At 74.3% G+C, this 23015-nt stretch carries 19 protein-coding genes; 7 read left to right on the top strand and 12 right to left on the bottom strand.

Annotated features, from left to right (window positions below; translation table 11 throughout):
• Positions 1–2883 carry an NHLP bacteriocin export ABC transporter permease/ATPase subunit gene (locus ACWD01_RS24700; protein ID WP_451164972.1) on the top strand — a complete coding sequence of 961 codons (2883 nt, stop codon included), beginning with the start codon at positions 1–3 and terminating at the stop codon, positions 2881–2883.
• 19 nt (positions 2884–2902) lie between these two features.
• Here ACWD01_RS24700 and ACWD01_RS24705 read toward each other — a convergent pair whose 3' ends face one another.
• Both ACWD01_RS24705 and ACWD01_RS24710 read right to left on the bottom strand, forming a co-directional pair.
• Complete coding sequence (locus ACWD01_RS24705) at positions 2903–3286, bottom strand: hypothetical protein (protein ID WP_451164973.1); 384 nt, start codon at positions 3284–3286, stop codon at positions 2903–2905.
• Between the two features lie 331 nt (positions 3287–3617).
• Complete coding sequence (locus ACWD01_RS24710; RefSeq protein WP_451164974.1) at positions 3618–4541, bottom strand: MurR/RpiR family transcriptional regulator; 924 nt, start codon at positions 4539–4541, stop codon at positions 3618–3620.
• A gap of 111 nt (positions 4542–4652) precedes the next feature.
• Between ACWD01_RS24710 and ACWD01_RS24715 the strand changes: the two genes are divergently transcribed.
• Together ACWD01_RS24715 and ACWD01_RS24720 are read left to right on the top strand one after the other, a co-directional pair.
• Positions 4653–7193, top strand: coding sequence for a SpoIIE family protein phosphatase (locus tag ACWD01_RS24715; protein ID WP_451165020.1), 2541 nt, complete (start codon positions 4653–4655; stop codon positions 7191–7193).
• Between the two features lie 29 nt (positions 7194–7222).
• On the top strand, positions 7223–8005 hold the full coding sequence (locus ACWD01_RS24720; protein WP_451164975.1) for a uracil-DNA glycosylase: 783 nt from the start codon (positions 7223–7225) through the stop codon (positions 8003–8005).
• Here ACWD01_RS24720 and ACWD01_RS24725 read toward each other — a convergent pair.
• The 4 genes from ACWD01_RS24725 to ACWD01_RS24740 form a co-directional block, all read right to left on the bottom strand.
• Entirely contained in the window at positions 7992–10115 is a 2124-nt protein-coding gene (locus tag ACWD01_RS24725) for a xanthine dehydrogenase family protein molybdopterin-binding subunit (protein ID WP_451164976.1), read from the bottom strand. The two genes, ACWD01_RS24720 and ACWD01_RS24725, sit on opposite strands and share 14 nt — an antisense overlap.
• A complete protein-coding gene (locus ACWD01_RS24730; protein ID WP_451164977.1) occupies positions 10112–11116 on the bottom strand; it encodes an FAD binding domain-containing protein in 1005 nt (334 codons plus the stop codon). Before ACWD01_RS24730 ends, ACWD01_RS24725 begins: the two co-directional genes overlap by 4 nt.
• Positions 11113–11676: a (2Fe-2S)-binding protein gene (locus ACWD01_RS24735; protein WP_451164978.1), complete on the bottom strand. Its 564-nt coding sequence runs from the start codon at positions 11674–11676 to the stop codon at positions 11113–11115. Before ACWD01_RS24735 ends, ACWD01_RS24730 begins: the two co-directional genes overlap by 4 nt.
• 79 nt (positions 11677–11755) lie before the next feature.
• Entirely contained in the window at positions 11756–13300 is a 1545-nt protein-coding gene (locus tag ACWD01_RS24740; protein WP_451164979.1) for an FAD-dependent oxidoreductase, read from the bottom strand.
• Between the two features lie 129 nt (positions 13301–13429).
• Between ACWD01_RS24740 and ACWD01_RS24745 the strand changes: the two genes are divergently transcribed.
• From ACWD01_RS24745 to ACWD01_RS24755, 3 genes are read left to right on the top strand one after another with little or no spacing between them, the layout of a single operon-like run.
• Complete coding sequence (locus ACWD01_RS24745; protein WP_451164980.1) at positions 13430–13684, top strand: hypothetical protein; 255 nt, start codon at positions 13430–13432, stop codon at positions 13682–13684.
• 35 nt (positions 13685–13719) lie between these two features.
• Positions 13720–14082 carry a DUF3040 domain-containing protein gene (locus ACWD01_RS24750; protein WP_356897410.1) on the top strand — a complete coding sequence of 121 codons (363 nt, stop codon included), beginning with the start codon at positions 13720–13722 and terminating at the stop codon, positions 14080–14082.
• A 13-nt stretch (positions 14083–14095) separates the two neighbouring features.
• Positions 14096–14662, top strand: a complete 567-nt coding sequence (locus ACWD01_RS24755) for a DUF6328 family protein (RefSeq protein WP_451164981.1) — start codon at positions 14096–14098, stop codon at positions 14660–14662.
• Positions 14663–14706: 44 nt separating this feature from the next.
• Here the strand turns inward: ACWD01_RS24755 and ACWD01_RS24760 are convergent, their stop codons facing one another.
• The 4 genes from ACWD01_RS24760 to ACWD01_RS24775 all read right to left on the bottom strand — a co-directional run bounded on the left by ACWD01_RS24760 (position 14707) and on the right by ACWD01_RS24775 (position 19441).
• Complete coding sequence (locus ACWD01_RS24760; protein WP_451164982.1) at positions 14707–15102, bottom strand: DUF6479 family protein; 396 nt, start codon at positions 15100–15102, stop codon at positions 14707–14709.
• Positions 15103–15172: 70 nt separating this feature from the next.
• Complete coding sequence (locus ACWD01_RS24765) at positions 15173–16165, bottom strand: aldo/keto reductase (protein WP_451164983.1); 993 nt, start codon at positions 16163–16165, stop codon at positions 15173–15175.
• A gap of 35 nt (positions 16166–16200) precedes the next feature.
• Positions 16201–17631, bottom strand: a complete 1431-nt coding sequence (locus ACWD01_RS24770) for a tannase/feruloyl esterase family alpha/beta hydrolase (RefSeq protein ID WP_451165021.1) — start codon at positions 17629–17631, stop codon at positions 16201–16203.
• A 556-nt stretch (positions 17632–18187) separates the two neighbouring features.
• Complete coding sequence (locus ACWD01_RS24775; RefSeq protein WP_451164984.1) at positions 18188–19441, bottom strand: DUF6777 domain-containing protein; 1254 nt, start codon at positions 19439–19441, stop codon at positions 18188–18190.
• Positions 19442–19598: 157 nt separating this feature from the next.
• Between ACWD01_RS24775 and ACWD01_RS24780 the strand changes: the two genes are divergently transcribed.
• Positions 19599–20882, top strand: coding sequence for a streptophobe family protein (locus tag ACWD01_RS24780; protein WP_451164985.1), 1284 nt, complete (start codon positions 19599–19601; stop codon positions 20880–20882).
• On the opposite strand, the gene ACWD01_RS24785 is transcribed toward ACWD01_RS24780, so the two are convergent.
• On the bottom strand, positions 20876–21907 hold the full coding sequence (locus ACWD01_RS24785) for a serine/threonine-protein kinase (RefSeq protein WP_451164986.1): 1032 nt from the start codon (positions 21905–21907) through the stop codon (positions 20876–20878). The two genes, ACWD01_RS24780 and ACWD01_RS24785, sit on opposite strands and share 7 nt — an antisense overlap.
• The gene (locus tag ACWD01_RS24790; RefSeq protein ID WP_451164987.1) at positions 21907–23004 is read right to left on the bottom strand and encodes a hypothetical protein; all 1098 of its coding nucleotides are present in this window, start codon (positions 23002–23004) and stop codon (positions 21907–21909) included. Before ACWD01_RS24790 ends, ACWD01_RS24785 begins: the two co-directional genes overlap by 1 nt.
• Between the last annotated feature and the right edge of the window lie 11 nt (positions 23005–23015).

Below are 23015 nucleotides of genomic sequence, written 5' to 3' on the forward strand. Positions count from 1 at the left end.
GTGTCGTCCGTCCACCCGCCGCCCGCCGGCGGCCACCACCAGGCGCCCGCGCAGACCGACCCCGTGATCCACGCGCTCGGCGGCCTGGGCACCCACGTCGACTGCACCGGCCTGCGCAGCCTGCCGCTGGAGGGGCCGCTGGTGCTGTGGCTCGTCATGGGCGGCACGCTCGACCTGTTCGCCGTGGACGCCGCCGAACAGGGCCACTGGCACTTCCTCGGCCGCCTCGAACCGGGCACGCTGCTCCTCGGCCCGGTCGAGGGCCCCCGCCACACCCTGACCGGCCGCCCCTCGCAGGACTGCCTGCTGCGCCGGATCCCGCTGCGCGAACTGCACACGCCCGAGTACGGGCAGTACGGGGAGTACGCAGACCCCTACCCGCCCGCGTACCAGGACCCGTACGGCCGCACGGCCGCCACCCCGCTCGAGTACGCCTTCGGGCTCGGCGTCGGCCGCGGCCTCGGAGTGCTCTTCGAGGCGCCGCTGGAGGGCCGCCCGGCCACCGACGAGGTGCTGGCCGACGACGACGTCCTGTGGATGCAGGTCGAGCCCGGCAGCGTGCAGTACGGCGCCTCCTACAGTGCGGAGGCGGCGGGCGACCTACTGGTCGAGGGCGCCATGTGGCAGGGCATGGTGAACCAGCAGTACCGGCTGCTGTCCGCCGTGGACGGCTGGATCGAGGAGCTGGAGCGGGCCCACGAGGACCGCACGGCCGCCGGCATCAAGGCGGGCGCCGACGCCGGCGCCCGAGCCGACGAGGCGCTGCTCGCCTCCATCGGCCGGCGGGACCGGGCCGCGCGCGACCACGGGGCATCGGGCCTCGACGACGACACGCTGCTCGCGGTGTGCCGCCATGTCGCCCGCGCCGCCGGGATCACGCTGACCGACCCGCCGAAGAGCGGACCCGTGCAGGACCGCGTCGGCCCCGTCGAGCGCATCGCCGTCGCCTCCCGTGTCCGCACCCGTCCGGTCCGGCTCCAGGGCCGCTGGTGGCGCAGCGACGCGGGGCCGCTCGTCGGCCACCGGGCCGCCTCCGGCGCGCCCGTCGCACTGCTCTGGCGCCGCGGACGCTACGAGGCGGTCAACCCGGTCACCGGCTCACGGACCCGGATCGGCAGGGAGAACGCGGACGAGTTCGAGGAGCGGGCCGTCATGTTCTACCGGCCGCTGCCCGAGCGGCCCGCGAACGTGCGCCGGCTGGTCGCGTTCAGCCTCCGCGGCACCCGCACGGACCTGCGGAACCTGCTGCTCGCCGGCCTCGTCACCGTCGTGCTCGGTGCGCTCGTGCCCATCGCCACCGGACAGATCCTCGGCGTGTACGTGCCGAAGGCGCAGACCGGCCTGATCGTCCAGGTCGCCCTCGCCGTCATGATCACCAGCATCGTCTCGGCCGCGTTCATGCTGCTGCAGAATCTGACGGTGCTGCGGATGGAGGGCCGTATCGAGAGCACCCTCCAGCCCGCCGTCTGGGACCGGCTGCTGCGGCTGCCGACCAGGTTCTTCGCCGAGCGGTCGACCGGAGAGCTGGCGAGCGCCGCCATGGGCATCAGCTCGATCCGCCGGGTCCTGTCCGGCATCGGCCCCATCGCCCTGCAGTCCACCACCGTCGGTGCGATGAACGTCGGGCTGCTGCTCTGGTACAGCGTGCCGCTGGCCTTCGCCGCCATCGGCATGCTCCTCGTCATCGGCGCCGTCTTCCTCGGCATGGGCCTGTGGCAGGTCCGCTGGCAGCGCCGGCTGGTGGAGCTGAACAACAAGCTCAACAACCAGGCGTTCCAGACCCTGCGGGGCCTGCCGAAACTGCGGGTCGCGGCGGCGGAGAGCTTCGCGTACGCCGCGTGGGCACGGCGCTTCGCCCGCTCGCGCGAACTCCAGCAGCGGGTGGGCCGCATCAAGAACCTGACCACCGTGCTGGACTCCGTCTATCTGCCGCTCTGCTCGCTCATCATGTTCATGCTGCTCGCGGGCCCGGCCCGCGGCACGATGTCGGCGGGCGAGTTCCTCACCTTCAGTACCGCCGTCACCATGCTGCTGACCTCGGTCACCCAGCTCACCGGCGTGCTCGTCTCCGCCGCGGCCGCGCTGCCCATGTTCGAGCTGGTGCGCCCCATCCTGGACGAGGCGCCGGAGGTGCGCGGAGCGAGCGCGCAGCCCGGCACGCTGTCCGGCGCGATCGAGGCGCGGGGTCTGACGTTCCGCTACGCCGACGACGGCCCGCCCGTCCTCGACGACGTGTCGCTGACCGTGCGGCCGGGGGAGTTCGTGGCCGTCGTCGGCCCCAGCGGCTGCGGCAAGTCGACCCTGCTGCGGCTGCTCATCGGCTTCGACCGCCCCGCCTCGGGAACCGTCCTCTACGACGGCCAGGACCTGGCCGCCCTGGACCCCGCCGCGGTACGCCGGCAGTGCGGTGTGGTGCTCCAGAACGCGCAGCCGCTGACCGGGTCGATCCTCGACTGCATCAGCGGCGCGGAGACGTTCTCCCAGGACGAGGTGTGGGAGGCCGCGGAGATGGCGGGCCTCGCCGAGGACATCAGACGGATGCCGATGGGCCTGCACACCCTGATCTCGTCCGGCGGCGCGATCTCGGGCGGCCAGCGGCAGCGGCTGATGATCGCCCAGGCACTGGTGCGCCGGCCGCGTGTCCTCTTTTTCGACGAGGCGACCAGCGCGCTGGACAACGAGACGCAGCGCGTCGTCATCGAGAGCACCCGCCGGCTGGACGCCACCCGCGTCGTCATCGCCCACCGGCTCTCCACCGTGATGGACGCGGACCGGGTGATCGTGATGGACGAGGGCCGGGTCGTCGAGGAGGGCCGCCCGGCGGACCTCGTCGCCGACGCGGGCGGCCGGCTGCACGAACTGGTCCGGCGGCAGCTGGCGTGACCGCCCCCGTGGCGGGCGGCTACCGCCTGCGGTGCGTGCCGCCGCCCGTCGCGAGCGCGTCGCCGACCAGCCTGACCCTGCGGGCCAGGCGGCCGAGCTGCTCCAGCTCCACCGCGTACAGCCGGATCGTGTTCTCGATGACCGTCTCGGCCACGCCCAGCGGGGGCAGCTGCACCCGGGACGTCTGGAGGGCCTCCCGTACCGCCCGCATCTCGTGCTGCACCTGGAGCTGTACGTGCCGGGCCAGCAGGACGGGGTGCCGGTTGAACGTCGAGTAGGCGGCGTAGCGGGCGGGCAGCAGATCGCGCAGCCAGCGGGCGGCGCTGCGTTCCCAGTCGTGACTGCCCGGGGCCTTCACCTGGCAGGGCCAGTCCGGGCTCGTCGTGGAGAGGGGCTGGGACATGGCGTCGCTCCGGGTGGTGCCGATGAACTCTGATCGAGAGAGGGGCGGCGGTCCCGGCCCAGGGGTTGACCGGGACCGCCGAGGGCATCCGCGGCGGAATGCGGAGCCCGGATTGAACACCCGCGGGGCGGCGCGAGGAGGGAGCGCCGTCCCAGGGTGTCCGCTGGGTGGAGGGCGCGGGTCTCGCCCTCGTGGTGGCATCGGAGTACCCGGCGCCAGAAGTAGTAAATATATATACCGTCGAGTAAGCAAGGGTATGAAAAATTACATGCGCCACTGGGCATGAAAAAGTCCGGTAAGAGACCGGTTCGAGCTCCGAAAAGCAGGCGGATCAGTCGTCGATGAAGAAGTCGTGCTGGTCGGCCACCTGCTCGTAGCCCTCCAGCCGCAACTGCGTCCGCCCCGGATCCGCGTCCGCCATCGCCTGCAGCACGGCGGCGGACAGCACCCCCGGCGCCGCGTACGAGTCGAACACCAGCCGCGAGCCCGTCGCCGCCGTCAGCGTCACATCCGCCTCGTCGACCAGCGGGCCGAGCGTCAGATCGGTGATCAGCGCGACCCGCAGCCCCGTGCGGCGGGCCGCCCGCAGCGCCCCCAGCGTCTCGTTGGCGTGCCGGGGCATCGCGAAGGCCAGCACCCACGTCCCGCCGACCTCCCGGGACTGCAGCAGCGCGTCGTAGGCCACGCTGCCGCCGCGGGTCACCAGCCGTACGTCGGGGTGGATACGGCGCGCGGCGTACGCGAAGTACTCCGCGAGCGACACCGAGATCCGCAGCCCCAGGACCGTCAGGGGCACCGACAGCGCCAGCTCCCGCCCGACGCCGAGCACCTGGTCGGTGTCGGCGAGCACCCGCCGCAGGTTCTCCAGGTTCTGGATCTCGGCGTCGACCGCCGCCTGCAGCTCGTTGCGGCGGATCTCCGTCCGGCCCTCGGGGGGACCGGCGACCGTGCTCAGCGCGATCGGCTGCAACGCCTCCCGCAGCGCCGGATACCCGGTGTAGCCGAGGGAGGTCGCGAACCGGGTCACCGACGGCTGGCTCACCCCGACGCGCTCCGCGAGGTCGGTGATGGACAGGAACGCGGCCTCGGGCATGTGGTCGATGATGTACTGGGCGATGCGCCGCTGGCCGGGGGAGAGGCGGTGGCCGCCGAGCAGTGCCAGCACCCGTTCCGCAGGAGCCGGCTCCTGCTCCTCCGACGGCCCGCCCGGGGTGATCGCGGCCGCCTGCGCACGTTCCTGCTGCCCTGATGGCACCGGTGTGCCCCCTTCTGTGTCCAGCCCGTTGCTCAACATAGCCCACTCGCCCGGCCCGTCAGGATGCTCGTCCGCACAGCAGACGCCCCCGCGTCCGCCGTGCACAAGGAGATGCGCCGCCCCGCCGCCCGGGAGCATGCTGGCAGGGTGACCTGGTACGGCAAGGGCGGGCCGGGGCCGCCCGCCGAGCACGGTCCGGACCCCGCGGGCACGGGCGGGCGGGACCCGCGGACGAACGAGCTCGCCATGGTCCTCGCCCAGGCGGAGGTGAGCGCCGTAGAGGCCGTCGGAGGCTTCGCCGGCGGCCTCTACCTGCGCTCCCGCTCCCCGGAACAGCTGCGGCTCGCCGTGATCGCGGGCCTGCCGCTCCACCTCTTCCGCCACTGGTGGACCATGCACGTCAATCGCCCGTTCCCGCACTCCGACGTCTACCGCTCCGGCCAGCCCGTCTACCTCGGCGACGCCGAGGAGGCCATGCGCCGCTACCCGCAGCTCATGGCCGGCCTGCCGTTCCCCTTCGGCTCGCTGTACGTGCCCGTCTCCCACGAGCGCGAATGCTTCGGCGTCCTCACGGTGCTCCGCCCGGCCACCCCCGGCGTACCGGTCTCCGACGCCGACCGGCGGCGCATCCACGAGGTGGGGACCCGGCTCGGCGCCACGCTGGCGGACATGGCGCCGCACCGCCCCCGTATCGAGTGGGACGCCGAACCGCTCGCCGTGACCTTGCAGTCACTGGGCTCACCGCCGCTGCGCATCGGCGCCTTCGACTGGAACCTCGAGGCCGGCACCGTCACCGGCGACGAAGGCTGGCGCACCATCCTCGCCGTACAGCGGGAGGACCTTCCCCTGACCGCGGAGGACGTGGCCGCGCGGATCGAACCGGAGGACGCCTACGGGCTGTGGGCCCTCGGACGCCGGTCCGTCGAGTCCGACCAGCCGGTGACCCGCAGGATGCGGCTCCAGGGAGCCGACGGCCGGCCGCATCTGGTCGAGCTGACGGGCCGCCGCAGCCGCCCCGCCGACGGCACCGGCGCCACGCATCTGACGGGCTATCTCATCGACCTCGGCGCCGGTCCGGTCGTCGCCGAATCCGCCGACCGGCTCCCCTTCGGCGTCTGCTCGCTCGACCGCCTCGGCCGGATCACCTACATGAACGACATCGCGGAGCGGCTCCTCGGCCGGCAGCGGCCCGATCTGATCGGCCGCGTCCTGTGGGAAGCCGTCGACCTGTTCGGGCCCGCCCACGAGGACCACTACCGGGCCGCGCTGCTCGCCCCGGACCCGGTCCGGTTCCAGGTCCTGCACACCGACGCATGGCTCTCCGTCGCCCTCTATCCGGACATCGAGGGGCTGACCGTGACCCTCACCCGGTCGGAGCAGCCCGCCTACGCCCCCACCTCCATGATCAACCCCGGCGCCGGCGTCGGATCTCCGGCGGACCGGGCCGTGGCCCTCTACCGCCCCGTCGCCCTCGCCATCGCGCTCACCGAGGCGGTCACGGCCCGTCAGGTGTCCGCCGTGGTCACCGAGGAGCTGCTGCCCGCCTTCGGCGGCCGCCAGCTGGCGATCTACCTGCTGAGCAACCGTCACCTCCACCTCGCCTGGGAGACCGGCTTCCCCAGAGGGTTCCTCAACCGCTTCGAAGGCGTGGGGCTCGACGCGAAACTGCCCGGCGTCGAGACCCTCACCTCCGGCCGTCCCCTCTTCTTCGAGTCGATGCGGCATCTGGCCGGCGCCTACCCCGGCATCCCCCTCGACGCCCACGTCGGCGCCAGGGCCTTCCTGCCGCTGATCGCCTCCGGCCGCCCCGTCGGCTCGTGCATCCTCGGCTTCGACCAGCCCCGCGGCTTCAGCCCGGAGGAGCGCACGGTCCTCACCGCGCTCGCCGGACTCATCGCCCAGGCCCTCGAACGCGCCCAGCGCTACGACTCGGAGGCGGCCCTCGCCCGGGGCCTCCAGGACGCCCTGCTGCCGCACCGCCTGCCCGTCGTCGACCAGCTCGACACCGTCGGCCGGTATCTCGCGGGTACCCAGGGCATGGAGGTCGGCGGCGACTGGTACGACGTCATCGACACCGGCGGCGTGCCGGCCCTGATCATCGGCGACGTCCAGGGACACGGCGTGCAGGCCGCCGCCGCCATGGGGCAGCTGCGCAGCGCCGTCAGGGCACTCGCCGTCAGCGGCCACACCCCCGTCGAGGTGATGAGCGGCACCAACCGGCTGATGATCGACCTCGACCCCGGCCTGTTCGCCAGCTGCTGCTACCTCAGGCTCGACCCGGCCACCGGCCGCGCCCTGGCCGTCCGCGCGGGCCACCTCCAGCCGCTGCTGCGCCATCCGGACGGCAGGACGGAGGTCCTCGACCTGCCCGGCGGTGTGGTCCTCGGCGTCGACGCCGACGCCGTCTATCCGGCGACCGACCTGACACTCGAACCCGGCGCGGTGCTCGCCCTCTTCACCGACGGCCTCGTCGAACAGCCGGGGACCGACATCGACCTGGGCATCGAGCGGCTGCGCCGCACACTCTCCGACCTGGGCTCCGGCCCGCTCGCCGACACCGCGGACCGGCTCATCAACCAGGCCCGGCAGAACGCGGATCGCCCCGACGACATCGCGCTGCTCCTCGCGGCCCGCTGGTCGGCCCCGGCCTGAGTCCGAACGAGAGGCCCTAGCGTGGACGCATGACCGGCCACCCAGCGCCCGCCCCGCCGCCCGGACCGGACGACGGCGACTTCCCGGCCCGCACCGCCCCGCACTGCGCCGGGCTCGGCGAGCTGGACGCGGCCGTCAGCCGGTGCCGGGCCTGCCCGCGGCTGGTGGCCTGGCGGGAACAGGTCGCGGAAACCCGGCGCGCGGCGTTCGCCGACCGGGAGTACTGGGGCAGGCCGGTGCCCGGCTTCGGACCCGCCGACGCGTCGCTCGCCGTCGTCGGACTCGCCCCCGCCGCGCACGGCGGCAACCGCACCGGCCGCATGTTCACCGGCGACGACTCCGGCGACGTGCTCTTCGCCGCCCTGCACGCCGTCGGCCTCGCCTCGCAGCCGACGTCCACGCACCGCGGCGACGGCCTCGTCCTGCACGGCGTACGCGTCACCGCGCCCGTCCACTGCGCCCCGCCGCAGAACCGGCCCACGCCCGGGGAGCGGGACACCTGCCGCCCGTGGCTCGCGCGCGAGCTGTCGCTGCTGACCGGAGTGCGTGCGGTCGTGGTCCTCGGCGGGTTCGGATGGCAGGCGGTGCTGCCCGTCCTGGAGGCCGCCGGATACCGGCTGCCCCGGCCGCGCCCCGCCTTCGGACACGGCGCCCATGTCGTGCTCCCCGGCGGCGACGGCCGGCCGGAACTCCACCTGCTGGGGTGCTACCACCCGAGCAGACGCAACGTGTTCACCGGCCGGCTCACCTTCCCGATGCTCGTCGACGTGCTCCGGCACGCCGCGCGCGTCAGCGGCCTCAGGCCCCGCTAGCCGCCGCCGTGTCGAGCGACTCCAGCACCTTGTCCGGCGTGAGCGGCAGGTCCCGCAGCCGCACGCCCGTCGCGTGCCGCACCGCGTTCGCCACGGCAGCCGCCGTGCCGACGATGCCGATCTCGCCGATGCCCTTGCTGCCCATCGGGTTGAGATGCGGGTCGTCCTCCTCGATCCACCGCGCGTCGATCGAGTGGACGTCCGCGCAGACCGGGACGTGGTACATCGCCAGGTCGCACTCCGCGTAGTCCCCGAACCGCTCGTCCATCGTGCTGCCCTCCATCAGCGCCATCCCGATGCCCATCGTCATCCCGCCGATGAACTGGGAGCGCGCGGTACGGGCGTTGAGGATGCGGCCCGCCGCGTACACGCCGAGCATCCGGCGCACCGCCACCTCGCCCGTCACCGTGTCGACCTGCACCTCGCAGAACACGGCGCCGAACGCGTGCCGCGCGTGGGAGGGCTCCGCCCCGGTCTCCTCCCGGGTGTCGGCCCTGACCGTCACGCCCTCCGGCGGCACCTCGCCGCCCAGGTCCGCGAGGCGCTCCGCGAGCCGCGTGCACGCCTTGTGGACCGCCCAGCCCCAGGACGCCGTGCCGGACGAGCCGCCGGCCAGCGGGGCCTGCGGCAGATCCGAACTGCCGATCTCGACGGACACCGACTCCAGGGGCACACCCAGTGCCTCCGCCGCGATCTGCGCCAGCACGGTCCTCGCCCCGGTGCCGATGTCGGTGGCGTTGACCCGGACCACCCGGACTCCGTCGCGGCCCACGTGGGCGCTCGCGGACGACGGCGAGACCAGCACCGGATAGGTGCTCGCCGCCACACCGGTGCCGAGCAGCAGATCGCCCTCCCTGGTGACCCCGGGCGCGCCGGCGCGGCGCCGCCAGCCGAAGAGGTCCCGCCCCTGGCGGAGGCATTCGCCGAGATGCCTGCTGCTGAACGGCAGTCCGGAGTCGGGTTCGGTCTCCGGCTCGTTGCGCAGCCGCAGCTCGACCGGGTCCAGCCCGGTGGCGAGGGCGAGTTCGTCCATCGCGCACTCCAGGGCGTACATCCCCGGCGTCTCGCCCGGCGCCCGCATCCACGACGGGGTCGGCACGTCGAGGGCCGTCACCCGGTGCGCCGTACGGCTGCCGGGGGAGACGTACATGACCCGGGCGGGCACCGCGGCCTGCTCCACGAACTCCTTCACCCGCGAGGTCTGGGTGACCACCTCGTGGGCGAGCGCCGTGATCCGGCCGTCGGCGCCGGCGCCCAGCCGGACACGATGCAGCGTCGGCGCCCGGTGACCGACGACGGCGGGCATCTGCCGCCGCGGCAGCGACACCTTGACCGGGCGCCCGGTGTGGCGGGCGGCCATCGCGGCGAGCACCGCCGGCGGCCGCGGCGTCCCCTTCGACCCGAAACCGCCGCCGACGTGCTCGGACACCGCGGTCACCTGCTCCCGGTCCAGCCCGAACAGCTGCGCCAGGGCGTCCCGGACGGAACCGGAGCCCTGGCTGGAGTCCCACACGGTCAGCCGGCCGTCGTGCCACCGGGCCGTGGCGGCGTGCGGCTCCATCGGATGGTTGTGCAGGGCGGTGATGCCGTACGAGGCGTCGACGCGGACGTCCGCCGACGCGTACGCGCCCTCGAAGTCGCCCCGCTCGCGCACCGCCGGGAAACCGCCGTTGGCCTCCTCGGGCGTGTACAGCCCCGGATGCCGGTCGGTGAGCCGTACGTCGTGCTCCTCGGCCTTGTAGTCGACGCGCAGCGCGGCGGCGGCCGCGCGGGCGTTCTCCAGGGTGTCGGCCACGACCAGGGCGATGTACCAGCCGCGGTGCGGGACACGGTCGTCCTGGAGGAGCCGGAGCGTCGGATCGTCCGGCTCCCCGAGCCGGGGCGCGTTCTCGTGGGTGAGCACCGCGATCACCCCGGGCAGCTCCAGCACCTCCTCCGTGTGGACCGCCGTCACCCGCCCCCGGGCGACGGCGGCGGGTACCGGCCGGCCGTACGCGCAGCCCGACGGCGTGTGCTCGGCGGCGTAACGCGCGCGGCCCGCCGCCTTCTCCCGGGCCTCCCGCCGCTCCACGGGCGCGCCCAGCACGGTCGTGGCGGCCGGCCGGGTCATGACCGCTCCCCGGTGTCGTCGGCCGCGGCCAGCCGGCTGAGCACGTCCACCGCGAGATTGCGGGCGAGCCGCACCTTGAACGCGTTGTCCCGCAACGGCCGCGCCGCCACCAGCTCCGCCTCCGCCGCCCGGACGAACGTCTCCCGGCCGACCGGGGCGCCGGCGAGCCGCTCCTCCGCGCGGCGGGCACGCCAGGGCCGGTGGGCGAGGCCGCCGAAGGCCAGCGCCGCGTGCCGTACGCGCCCGTCCTCGACCGCGAGGACCGCCGCGACGGAGACCAGGGCGAAGGCGTACGAGGCACGGTCGCGGGCCTTGCGGTAGGCCGACCGTGCGCCGACCGGGACCGGCGGCAGCTCCACGCCCGTGATCAGCTCGCCGGCCCGGATCTCGGTGTCGGTCTGCGGACGGTCCCCGGGCAGCCGGTGGAAGTCGGTGACCGGCAGCGACCGGTCCCCGTCGGTCGAGTGCAGATGGACCGTGGCGTCGAACGCGGCGAGCGCCACCGCCATGTCCGAGGGGTGCGTGGCGACGCAGTGCTCGGAGTGGCCCAGCACGGCCAGATCGCGGTGGACGCCCTCCCGCGCGGGGCAGCCGGTGCCCGGGGCCCGCTTGTTGCAGGGCTTGGAGATGTCCTGGAAGTAGGTGCAGCGGGTGCGCTGCAGCAGGTTCCCGCCGGTCGTGGCCGCGTTGCGCAACTGGCCGGACGCCCCGGCGAGCAGCGCCTGCGACAGCGCGAAGTAGCGCGTGCGGACGGCCGGATGGGCCGCGAGATCGCTGTTGCGCACGGCGGCGCCGATGAGGAGGCCGCCTCCCGGCACCCCCTCGACCGTGTCGAGCGGCAGCCGGCTCACGTCGATGAGTGCGTCGGGCGTCGCGACGCCGAGCTTCATCAGGTCGACGAGGTTGGTGCCGCCCGCGAGGTACTGCGCCCCGGTGTGCGCGGCGAACGCGGCGACGGCCTCCGCGGCCGTGCCGGGTCGGACATAGGCGAAGGGCTTCACAGGGTCACGTCCTCGATGGCCGCCACGATGTTGACGTACGCGCCGCAGCGGCAGAGATTGCCGCTCATGCGCTCGCTGATCTCCTCATGGGTCAGTTCCACGGGCCCGTCCGCCTTCCGCGGTCCGGTCACCAGCGAGGGCCGGCCGTCGGCCGCCTCCGCCAGCATCGCGACGGCGGAGCAGACCTGGCCCGGAGTGCAGTAGCCGCACTGGAGGGCGTCCCTGGCGACGAACGCCTCCTGCACGGGATGGAGTTCGCCTCCCGGAGCGAGCCCCTCGGCCGTGGTGATGTGCGCCTCGTCGTGGGACACGGCCGGCATCAGACAGCTGTTGACCCGCCGCCCGTCGGCGATCACGGTGCACGAGCCGCACTGCCCGTGGTCGCACCCCTTCTTCGGTCCCGTCAGGTCCAGATGCTCGCGCAGGGCGTCCAGGACGGTGGTGCGGTTGTCGAGCGTCAGGGTGTGCCTGACTCCGTTGACATGCAGGGTGACCGTGGAGTGATGGGCGCCCTCGCCGGTCGGGGCGCCCGAGGTCTCCGGTCGGCTGGTTGCGTCCACGCCGCAGCCCTTTCCGGTCGGGTGATGACGTTTTGTTCTCTTTCCTACCAGCCTGTGACGAATCCCGCGGTCCCACCGCTCACGAGCCGGCGCCGCCGTCGGGACGGCCGGGGTCGTCGGAGCCGTCCGAGCCGTCGACGGTGCGCCGCTCCAGCGGCCGGACTGCCGGGCCCTGCAGCACCGAGCCGTCCACGCCGAACCTCGAACCGTGGCAGGGGCAGTCCCAGCTGCGCTCCGCCTCGTTGAACGCCACCAGGCACCCCAGATGGGTGCAGCGGGCCGACAGCGCGTGGCAGACGCCGTCGTCGTCGCGGTGGACGGCGCAGCGCCGCCCGTGCAGCCGCACCACCGCGCCGCTCCCCGGCGCGATGTCCGCGACGGAGTCCACATGGGTGGTCCGCAGCCGGTCACCGACGAAGTGCTTGCCGACCTCCGCCTGCTGGGAGAGCAGCGTCGGCGCCTCCCGCACCGTGCTCCACAGCCGCCTCGGGTCGTACAGGTCGGTCCACGGGGGCCGCACCGCGCAGATCAGACTCGCCAGCAGCCGGCCGGCCAGCACGCCGCCGCTCATGCCCCAGCCGCCGAAGCCCGTCGCCACATAGGTGTGCCGGGCACCCGGGTGGAACGGCCCGATCAGCGGCACGCGGTCGCTCGGGTCGTTGTCCTGCGCGGCCCAGCGGTACCGGGTCTCCTCCACGGCGAAATGCGTGTGCATCCACTCGTCGAGGACCCCGATCCGCTCCGGGACGTCCGCCGTGCCCGGGGTGAAGTTCTCCCCGGTCACGATCAGCAGCCGCCTGCCGTCGTCCAGCGGCGCCGTACGCACCGACCGCTTCGCGCCGTCCTCGGTGATGTACATGCCGCCCGGGTCGCGGTCGGCGGGCAGCGGCGCGGCCACGACCAGCTCCCGGCGCGGCGACATCCGAGCGAACAGCAGCGCCCGGTCGAAGACCGGGAAGTGCGTGGCGACGACGACGTCGTGGGCGGTCACCGTATGACCGCTCTCCGTGGTGAGCCGGCACGGCGTGCCCTCGTGCAGACCGGTCACCCGGGTCCGCTCATGGATCGTGTTGCCGTACGCGGTCAGGTCGCGGGCCAGTCCGAGGAGGTACTTGCGGGGGTGGAACTGCGCCTGGCCCGCCATCCGTACCGCGCCGGCGACCGGGAACGGCAGCCCGGTGTCCTCCGTGTACGCCGCGTCCAGACCCGCCTCGGCCGCGGCCTCCGCCTCCCGCTTCAGGGCGTCCCGCTCGGCCCGGTCCCTGGAGTAGACATAGGCGGGGCCGCGCTCGAACTCGCACTCGACCTCGAGTACGGAGGCGACCTCCGCCACGCGCTCGACGGCCGCCTGCTGGGACCGCGCGTACAGCCGTGCGCCCTCCGCGCCCCTGGTTCGCCGCAGCCGGTCGTAGATCATGCCGTGCTGCGCCGTCACCTTCGCCGTCGTGAAGCCGGTGACACCGGCCGCGATCCGGTCGGCCTCGAGCACCACCACCGACCGGCCGCCCTCACGGGTCAGCTCCCACGCCGTGCACAGCCCGGCGATCCCACCGCCGACGACGGCCACGTCGACCTCGAGGTCGGCCGTCAGGGGAGGGAAGGACGTGGTGTCGCTGGTGCGCATCCAGTGCGAATCCGTCGTGCGCGTACGCCAGTGCGTCCGGCTCTCCGCGCCCGGAGAATGAGAGTTCGACATACGGGCCGGGTGCCCCCTGACGGCCCGCCGAAGCGCTTGTCCCGCGGGCCGCCCGGCGTGACTGACACACGGCGGACGGGGTACCCGCAGCAGCAGAAATATGGCAGAACCGGCCGCCTCGCCGGTACCGAGCAGCAGGAGGAGGTGTCAGCCGTGGAGACCCGGGCCGACACCGGAAGGATCAGCAGCCGAATCTCCGAGCGGGAACAGGTCCGCACCTGCAGGCCCGCCGTGGTGACGAAGGGCCGTGAGCCCGACCGTCAGTCGGAGAAGAACAACCCGGAACCGAACATCGTCCGGGGCGAGGACTGAACGCAGCCGTCTGACAGCGTACGGAGGTGCCCGTCATGGACGGACCCGGTCTCTCCGAGCCCGAGCGGATGATCCTCGCCGAGATCGAGCGGGATCTGCGCGCCGACGAGCTTCTGGACCACCGCCTGCGGACGATGAGTCCCGGCCCGCCGCTCGCGCGGGTGACCCGCGGCTTGCGGACACATCTGCTCGCCGCCGGCGTGAGCATGCTGGCGACCCTGACGTGCGTCCTGCTGGTGATGGCCGCGTCCACTTCGGAGCCCGGCCTCATCTGGGCGTTCGCCACCACCTGGGCGCTGACCCTGGTCGGTCTCCTCGTACTCGTCTGCCGGTGGTCCAGGCGGCTCTCCGCCCGCCGTCGGACAGGCGGCGGCGAGCGGGATCCCGGACCGGCCTGAGCGGCGGCGGCCGATGGGGATCACACGCACCGGCCCGGGCGGGCGCCGTGAGAGCGACGAGGAACGCCTGGACCGGTTGTGGGGGGAACTGCTGCGCGAGGTGAGGGTCGCCCTCGCCGGCGTCCAGCTGCTTTTCGTCTTTCTGCTCGCCGTCGCCTTCATGCCGCTCTTCCGCTCGCCCGGCGACGTGGACCGGGCCCTCTACGTGGCCTGTCTGCTGCTGGGGGCCGCGGCGATCGGCGTGCTCGTCGCGCCGGTCGGCATCCACCGCATGGTCACAGGCCGCGGACTGAAGTACGAGGCCGCACGGTGGGCCTCCCGGCTCACCCTCCTGGGGCTCGCGATGCTCCTCGGCATGGTGGCCCTCGCCCTGCTGCTCGTGCTGCGCAACGTTCCCGTGATCGGTGACACGGCGGCGCTGGTGATGGCCGCCGCCGTCGCCGGAGGGCTCACTGTCTGCTGGCTGGTGCCGGCGGCCGTGATGCGGCACGGCATCGGCCCGGACGCCGACGGCCGGCAGGGCCGGGAACGGCCGGGTCCGCGGGGGCCGGGGGAGCGTTCCTCCTCCGGGCAGGGGTGAACGCCGCCGGCCCGTCGGCCGGCGGCGTTGCGTTTCCGGGCGTGTCAGCCGCCGTGGCCGCCACTGCCGAACGCGCCACCGCCCTCGTCGGAGTCCCGCGGGGGCTTCTTCTCGGGCACCGGACGGGACCCCATGTTTCCGTAACCGTGGAGCTCGTGGGGTGTCAGCCTGCCCGGGACCTCATGACCCGCGCTCGGGTCGAAATCGTCGTCGGGCTCCAGGCGGCTCTCGAAGTGGGTCTGGTGATCGGGGCGCCTCGGCTGCTCGTCCTCCGTCGGAGGCGCATCGCGCCGCCGCCGCGCCCCCACCTGCCAGACGACCCATACGAGCAGCACCAGCAGCCCGATCACGATCAGTCCGAAGACGATCACCGCGGGCGCTCCCTCAGCGGCCGCGAGGACGGTCTCGGCGTCCCCGGCCGGCCGGTTCAAAGTGACCATGCATAGCGGGTACCCAATCTGAGCGGTATATCCGCCGGTCGCGGCGCAGACGCCCGAATGGACGCGACCGCTACCAGCGCTCGTGCACCTGGGGCCGGATCCGCCGGTCGTACAGCTCGCGGACCGCGTCCAGCGTGGCCTGCGGGAGCGGCGGCGCGTCCGCGGCGGCGGCGTTGGCACGGGCCTGCCCGGCGGAGCGGGCGCCCGGGATCACGCTGGTCACGCCCGGCTGCTGGACGACCCAGCGCAGCGCCGCCGCGGCCGGCGTGCGCTCCGGTCCCACGAGCCCGGCGAACTCGGCTGCCGCCTCGACCCCCGTCGCGAAGTCGACGCCGGAGAACGTCTCGCCCTGGTCGAACGCCTCGCCGTGCCGGTTGTAGGTCCGGTGGTCGTCGGCGGCGAAGACGGTGTCCTCGGTGTACTTGCCGGAGAGCAGCCCGGACGCCAGCGGCACCCGCGCGATGATGCCGACCCCGGCCTCGGCGGCGGCGGGCAGGACCTCCTCGAGCGGCTTCAGCCGGAACGGGTTGAGGATGATCTGCACGCTCGCGGTGCCGGGCCGGGCGATCGCCGTGAGCGCCTGCGCGCAGGTCTCCACGCTCACGCCGTACGCGGCGACGCGCTCCTCCGCGACCAGCGTGTCCAACGCGTCGAAGACCTCGTCGGACCCGTACACGGCGGTCGGCGGGCAGTGCAGCTGCACCAGGTCGAGCCGGTCCACGCCGAGGTTCTTGCGGGAACGGTCGTTCCACGCACGGAAGTTGTCCAGTGCGTAGTTCTCCGGGAGCTGGTCGGCGCGACGGCCCGTCTTGGTCGCCACGAACACGTCCGCGTCCGGCCGCCTCCGCAGATACCGGCCGATGAGCTGCTCGCTGCGCCCGTCGCCGTACACGTCGGCGGTGTCGAAGAACGTGACACCCGACTCGACGGCCGCGTCGAGCACGCCGAGCGCCTCGTCCTCCGCGACATCGCCCCAGTCGGCCCCGAGCTGCCAGGTGCCGAGCCCCACCACGGAGGCGCTCCGGCCGGTCCTGCCCAATACACGCTGTTCCATGCGGCGCATCCTATGCCGCACCGCCGCCGCTGCTGGGGCCGCCGCTACCGGTCTTCGAGTGGGCACTCGGTGAGCGGATCCCGGCCCTCGCCGGGCATGGCCACCGTGTGGCTCGCCGCCGGCGTGCGGCCCTGGGCGATCCAGTCCTCCATCGCCGCGAAGGCCGATCGGTGACACGGCGTCAACGGCCGCAGCCGGTCCGGGAAGACGTCGTACAGCGAGTCGACGTGCGTGCCGCCCTCGACGCGGTAGTAGCGGAAGAGCCCGTCCCGCCCCGCGTCGCGGACCATGCGCGCGTACACGTCGGAGCCCTCACCGATGGGCAGCAGCACGTCCAGCGTGCCGTGCAGCGTGATCAGCGGCTTCCCGATCCGGCCCGTCAGCGCGATCCGGTCCACGGCCCGGTGCACCTCGGCGGGCCGTGACGCGTAGTCGTAGTCCGCGTCGCAGACGGGCATCCCCGGCGCGCAGAACGGAGTACCGGCCTCCGCGGCCCCGTCGAAGGCGGGGTCCAGCTCCTCGCGGTAGATGCGCTGCGTCAGGTCCCAGTAGTACCGGTGGTGGTACGGCCACAGGAACTCGGAGTCCGCCGGATACCCGGCCGCCACCATCTCCCGGTGCGCCTGCCCGGCCCCGGTGCCGCCCGCCGCGTACACCGGATACGCGCGCAGCGCCGGCGGCAGGAACGTCAGCAGGTTCGGGCCCTCGGTGCGCCACAGGGTGCCCTCCCAGTCCACCCCGCCGTCGTACAGCCCGGGCCGGTTCTCCAGCTGCCAGCGCACCAGATAGCCACCGTTGGACATGCCCGTGGCGAGGGTGCGCTGCGGCGGGCGCTGGTAGCGCTGGGCGACGACCGCGCGGGCGGCCCTGGTCAGCTGGGTGACCCGCTCGTTCCACTCGGCGATCGCCGCACCGGGGCGCCGCCCGTCCCGGTGGAACGCGACGCCGGTGTTGCCCTTGTCGGTCGACGCGAAGGCGTAGCCGCGGGCGAGCACCCAGTCCGCTATCGCCCGGTCGTTGGCGTACTGCTCCCGCACCCCGGGGGATCCGGCGACGACGAGTCCGCCGTTCCAGCGGTCCGGCAGCCGGACGACGAACTGGGAGTCGTGCATCCAGCCGTGGTTGGTGTTCGTCGCCGAGCCGTCGGGGAAGTAGCCGTCGATCTGGATGCCGGGGACGCCGCTGGGCGTCTCGAGCCCCGCCGGTGTCAGACCCGCCCAGTCGGCCGGGTCGGTGTGCCCGGTGGCGACCGTCCCCGCCGTGGTCAACTCGTCGAGGCACGACACCTCCTGGCGCTCGGCGCCGGGCACCCGCAGGGTGTGCTGCCGGGCGCAGTGGCCCGGCTGCCCGGCCGTTTCGCCCGCCCCGGCGGCGGGGACGGCGGTCACGCCGAGCAGCAGCGCGGCCCCGGCGACGGCGACGGCCCGTACGGCACGTCCGCCCGCGGCGGACCGGGTGGGGCGTGCGGGGAGGATGCCTGGCGGAAGGGCGAACGGCACGGAAGAGCCTCCTGGTGAGAAGTGGTGGAACGGTGGGGTGCGGGGCGGGCGGCGGTCGTCGCCGTGAGCGTTGGTGCTGGGTCTGGCGCGGGGCTCATGGCGGGTGGGGGCCGCTGCGCGGGGCCGTTCCCCTGCCCGCCCCTTCCCGCTGTACCGGATGTGCGGCTCCGCCGCGTGGCGGGGCAGGCCCCGGACCCCGGTTATCGCCCTCCGGGCGGCGGGCCGGGCTCCGCCCGGGGCCGTTCACCGCGCTCCCCGCGGTGGCCTCAATCTCCCCCTACGGCCGCCAGGCCGTGGGGGGGAGATTGAGGCGCGGGGCTCGGGGCAGCGCCCCGACATGGCCGGCAACCCGTGCGGGCGTCGGCGTTGACGCGACGGCATCGGGACCTCCCACGGGTGACGGAACGAGTCACGTCACCGTAGGAAAGTCCCGCGCGGCGAGGAATGGTGACAGCCCCCATAGCCCCGCCCGTGGACGGCGGTTCACGGCCCCTTGCGCGGTCGGGCGACCCGCTGCTACGGCGTGCCGCTCCTACGGCCCGGGGGCCACCGGAGCGGAGTTCTCCGGAGCGGGCGCGTCGGGGGCCGGGCCGGCGGGGGAGTCGGCGCCGGACTCCGGAGCCGGCTGGGACGGGGGCTGTCCGGGTTCGGACGGCGGCGCCGGTTCAGACTTGGGCGGCGGCGCCGGCGAGTCCTGCGGCGCGGGCTCGGACGCGGGCGGGCCGGACGGCCGGTCCGGGGCCGGGGTGTCGCCGTCGGACGGGGAGGCGTCCTTGGAGGGCGAGGGCGACGGCTCCCGCGAGGGCGGCTCGGTCTCCTTGTCCCGCGTACCCGTGTCGCCCGCGGGGCGCTTGATCCACCGGTCGTCGTCACGGAGGACGAACTCCTTGACGGGCCGGTCCGCCGGCGCCACGACGACGACGTTCGAGGCGCGGTAGCCGGGCCACGAGTCACCGGTCGTCCGCGGGTCCTGCTGTGCGACGGGCGGCGTCAGCGGATTGCCGCAGGCGCACCGGACCCTGGGCACCCCCCGCTCGTCGACCAGCACCGCCGTGCCGGCCTGCAGCACCGCCTGATAGGAGGTCGGCTCGCCGTCCTTGTAGCCGTGGTTGGTCACCCTGGTGTCCATCCGCAGCTGCACCGGGGTGAACGAACGCAGCAGCTCCGGAACCCGGGCCGGCTCGACCCGCTGGACCTCGGCGAAGGCCCGGTTCTTGGCCGGGTCGGCGCTCAGCGCCTTGATCTGCTGCTCCACGTCGCAGCTGGCCACCTTGCGGGTGCCGCCGTAGAGCCCCGGGGCCGACCCCTCGACGCTGCGGGTGACATTGGGGCTCGCGGTGGATCCGTCGGTCTCGGCGGCCGGTGTGGAGGCGGGCGGCGAACTCTCCTTCGCCGTCGACTCGGTGAAGGGGTCGGGCCCGGTCGAGCCCGCGGCCTGCAGGAAGACCTCACCGCCGCCACCGCCGGCCCCGGTGCCGGCGCCGCCGTCCGGGCGGGTGAGCACGACGGTGAGGACCACGGCGGCGACGAGCGCGACGGCGATCGTGGCGATCCGGGGCACCGACCGCCACCAGGGCCGGCTCGGCCCCTCGTGCGAACCGCCGCCGGGGCCGCTGGGCTCACTGGGACCGCCGGGGCCGCCGGGGCCGCTCGGCGGGCCGGGCGGGCCCGCGTCGGACGGCCCCGAGGGCGGCGGCGGGGGAGTGGGCCCTGGCTGCGACGGGCCGGAGAGCGGTCCCGAGGGAGGACCAGTCGGGCGGCCGGAGGACGGAGGTTCGGCACTCACGGGGTCTTCTTCCCTGGCGTAGGGAGGCGGAAGACGGACAGCTCTTCCGTCGCTACCGATATGCACCATTGTGTTCCCCGGCCCGGGGTCACCCGCAAGCCGACGCGGTCGGCCCACCCGGGGAGCGCACCACAGCCGCCGTGCATAGCGTGGCAGCGTGAGTCAGCAGGCACCGAAGAGCCCCGGCAGCGCGACCCGTCCGGCCCACGGCTGGCCCCACGCACTCGCGGCCGTGCTCGGCGGCCTCGTCGTCATGGCCGCCACCGCGGCACTCGGACTGTGGGCGGCCGGCGCGGCGGACCTGCCCGACGGCGGTTTCCTCCCCGTCGTCGCGGCGCTCGTCGTGATGGCGGCCGGCGGCACCGTGGAAATCGCCGGAGACGCCGGCGTGATTGCCGAGACCAGAGCCGGACTGACCGCCCTGCCCCTGTCCGTGTCCCTCGTCGGAGCCCTCACCGTCGCCGCCGGCTTCCTGCGGCCCCTGCGCCACCGTGCCGTCGCCTCCGCGCGCGAACTCGCGGGCTGGGCCGGCCGGCTCGCCGTCCTCTGGCTGCTTGCTCTCATCGGCCTCGGCGCCCTCGCACGCCACACCTTCACCATCCCCATCGAGGACCCCACCGGCGGGTTCCTGGAAGAACTGCTGGGCCCCGGTCCACAAGTGGGCTTCCGCATCGACCTCCCGCTCACCCTCCTCTTCGGCCTGCTGTGGCTGGCCGGGGTCCTCGCTCTGGCGGTCCTGGTCTCGCGCGGCGCCCCGCTCCCCGCCCGGCTGCTGCGCTTCCAGGAATCCGTGCGCCCGGCCGCGTACGCCATGGTCGCCCTGCTGCTCACCTACGTCGCGGTCGGCGTGGTCATCGGCGTCGTGGTCGCCCTGACCCGCGACAGCACCGCGGAGACCTTCGCCGTGATCTTCCTCGCGCTGCCCAATCTGGTCTGGCTGGCCTTCACACTCGGCCTCGGCGCGTCCTGGGAGGGCAAGGTGGAGGGCCCCTTCGGTCTGCCGATGCCCCAGCTTCTCGACGAAGTGCTCCGCACCGGCGACATGTCCCGGCTCGACCTCGCCACCCTCACCGAACGCGACGGCCGCGCCTGGTGGCTGCTGGTCGTCGCCGTCGTGCTCGTGACGGCGGCCGCCTTCCTGATGGCCGTCCGTTCACCGGCCCGGACCCGCCTGTGGCAGCACGTCGTGCACATGGCCGTCGCCCTCGTCCTGACCGTGCTCACCGTCTGCCTGCTCGTACGGCTGTACGCCCACTACGGCCTGTCGCTGCTGGGCCTCGGCGATCTCGGCGGCGACCTCGCCGGCGAGGTGGCGCTGCGGCCGAACCTGTGGCCCGCCCTCGGCCTGGCGGCCGCATGGGGACTGGTCACCGGCCTGATCGGCGGGCTCCTCGCCGCACGCGTGCACCGTCGGGGGCAGGCGCCCCCGCCTCCTCAGTGACCGCCCGCCGGAGCTGAGCCGGGGAAGACGGGCAGCGCCCAGCGCGGTGGCTCCGGCGTGGCGGCCGACTCTCCGGACGGCCCCGTGCCCCGCCCGGCCACCACCGTCGCCGGACGGCCGCTCCCTCCGGACGCAGCATCCGCGGCGGGTGCCGCGGACGCGGCGCGCAGGGCCGCCACGAACTCGCCGCAGGAGCCGTAGCGGTCCTCGGGGCTCTTGGCGAGCGCCTTCGCCATCACGGCGTCGACCCCCGCGGGGAGGTCGGGCCGCTCCCCGGTCAGCGGCGGCGCGGGATCGAACTGGTGCGCCCACAGCAGGGCCATGTCGTCGTCCCGCCGGAACGGCGGGGCGCCGGCCAGCGTCTCGAAGACGACGCAGCCGAGGCTGTAGACGTCGCACCGACCGTCCACCGGCCGGCCGGAGATCTGCTCCGGCGCCACATAGTCGAGCGTGCCGACGAACTGGCCGACCGTCGTGAACCCGGTCAGCGACAGGGACTTCTTCGTCAGCCCGAAGTCCGTGAGATAGACATGCTCGGGGTGGTCGCTGTCCGTACCCTCCGCGACCAGGACGTTCCCCGGCTTCACATCCCGGTGCACCAGGTCGTGCGCGTGCGCCGCGTCCAGCGCGGACGCCACCTGCGCGGCGATCCGCCCCGCCGCCACAGCGGGCAGCGGCCCCATGCGGTCGAGCAGTACGCGCAGGTCCTGGCCGGGGACGTAGCGCATGGCGATGTAGAGCAGACCGTCCGTCTCGCCGGCCTCGAAGACGGGCACGATGTGCGGGTGGTCGATGGAGGCGGCGACGCGGGACTCATGCGTGAACCGTTTGCGGAACGTGTCGTTGCGGGCCAGTTCGGGGGCGAGGAGCTTCAGGGCGACGGTGCGGTCGAGGCGCAGATCGCGGGCGCGGTAGACGACCGCCATGCCGCCGCGGCCGATCTCGCGCTCCACGAGATAGTCCGCGACCCGCCGTCCGACCAGCTCGGACGGCCGGCCGCCGGCCACGCCGGAAGCCGACGCCATCAGCGCTCACCGCCGGGCGGCGTCTCGGCGCTCCCACCGGGCGTCCCTTCGGGCCGGTCCACGGTCCGGGTGGGCTCGGGATGCGCCACGGCCCGGGTGGCCTCGGGCTGTTCCGCGGCCCGGGTTCCCTCCGGCCGGTCCACGGCCTGTGTCGGGTCAGGGGGCTCCAGCACGCGGGTCGGGTCGGGCGGTCGCACGACGGCGGTCCCGTCCGGTTCCTCCACGGCCTGGGCCTCCGGCCGTTCCCCGGCCCGGGTCGCCTCCGGATGCTCCACGACGCGGGTCGCGTCAGGGCGGTCCTCGTCCCGCGCCGGGGCGGCCGGCTCGGCGGGCCGGGGCTCGTCGCCCTCGCCCGTACCGGGCGGCGTCTCGGGCGTCACGACCCGTGTGGGCTCGTGGTGCGGCGTCCCGCCGGGCGGATCGGAGGCGACGACCCGCGTGGGCTCGTGGCGCGGCGCCTCGCCGGGCGGATCGGAGGCGACGCGGTTCGGTTCGGCGGTGGGCGGTGCGGCGGGCTCCGGGGTGACGATCCGCGTCGGCTCGGGGCCGTCGACCGGTTCCGGGCCGGGCCGGGCCGCGTCGTCGCCCGGCGCCGCGTCCTCCCGCGCCGTCGGGCCCGACGAAGTCGCGAACGTGCTGAGCCGGAGACCGTCGCAGTACACCCAGCGCTCGTGCTCCCCGTCGTACAGCCACACCGACTCGCCGTCCACCACAAGCCCCACCCGCAGTCCGCGCGTACGGTCGCGGAACGTCTCGCCGTCGGACAGCCCGTCGGCCAGGTCCTCCGCGGCGCGCCGGTAGCGGGCCAGCGTCTCGCCGACCCGGGCCAGCAGCGGCCGAGGGTCCTCCGTGCGCGCGAGTGGCCGGCCGGCCGCCGGCGGCTCCTGCGGTACGGGCACCAGGAGGCGGCCGTCGACCCACGCGGACCAGCTGTTCGCGCACACGATCCGGCCCCAGTCGCCGCGCCGCTCGGTGAGCTGGACCGGGAGCAGCGGGTCGAGCGGGGTCGTCGGGCGGGACACGTCCGGCGCCTCCCAGGCGGGCATCCCCGACTGCGGCACGACGTGTGTGGCGCGGAAGTCCCAGGCGCCGGCCATGGCGTCGCGGC

Source organism: Streptomyces sp. NPDC002835, assembly GCF_053591995.1.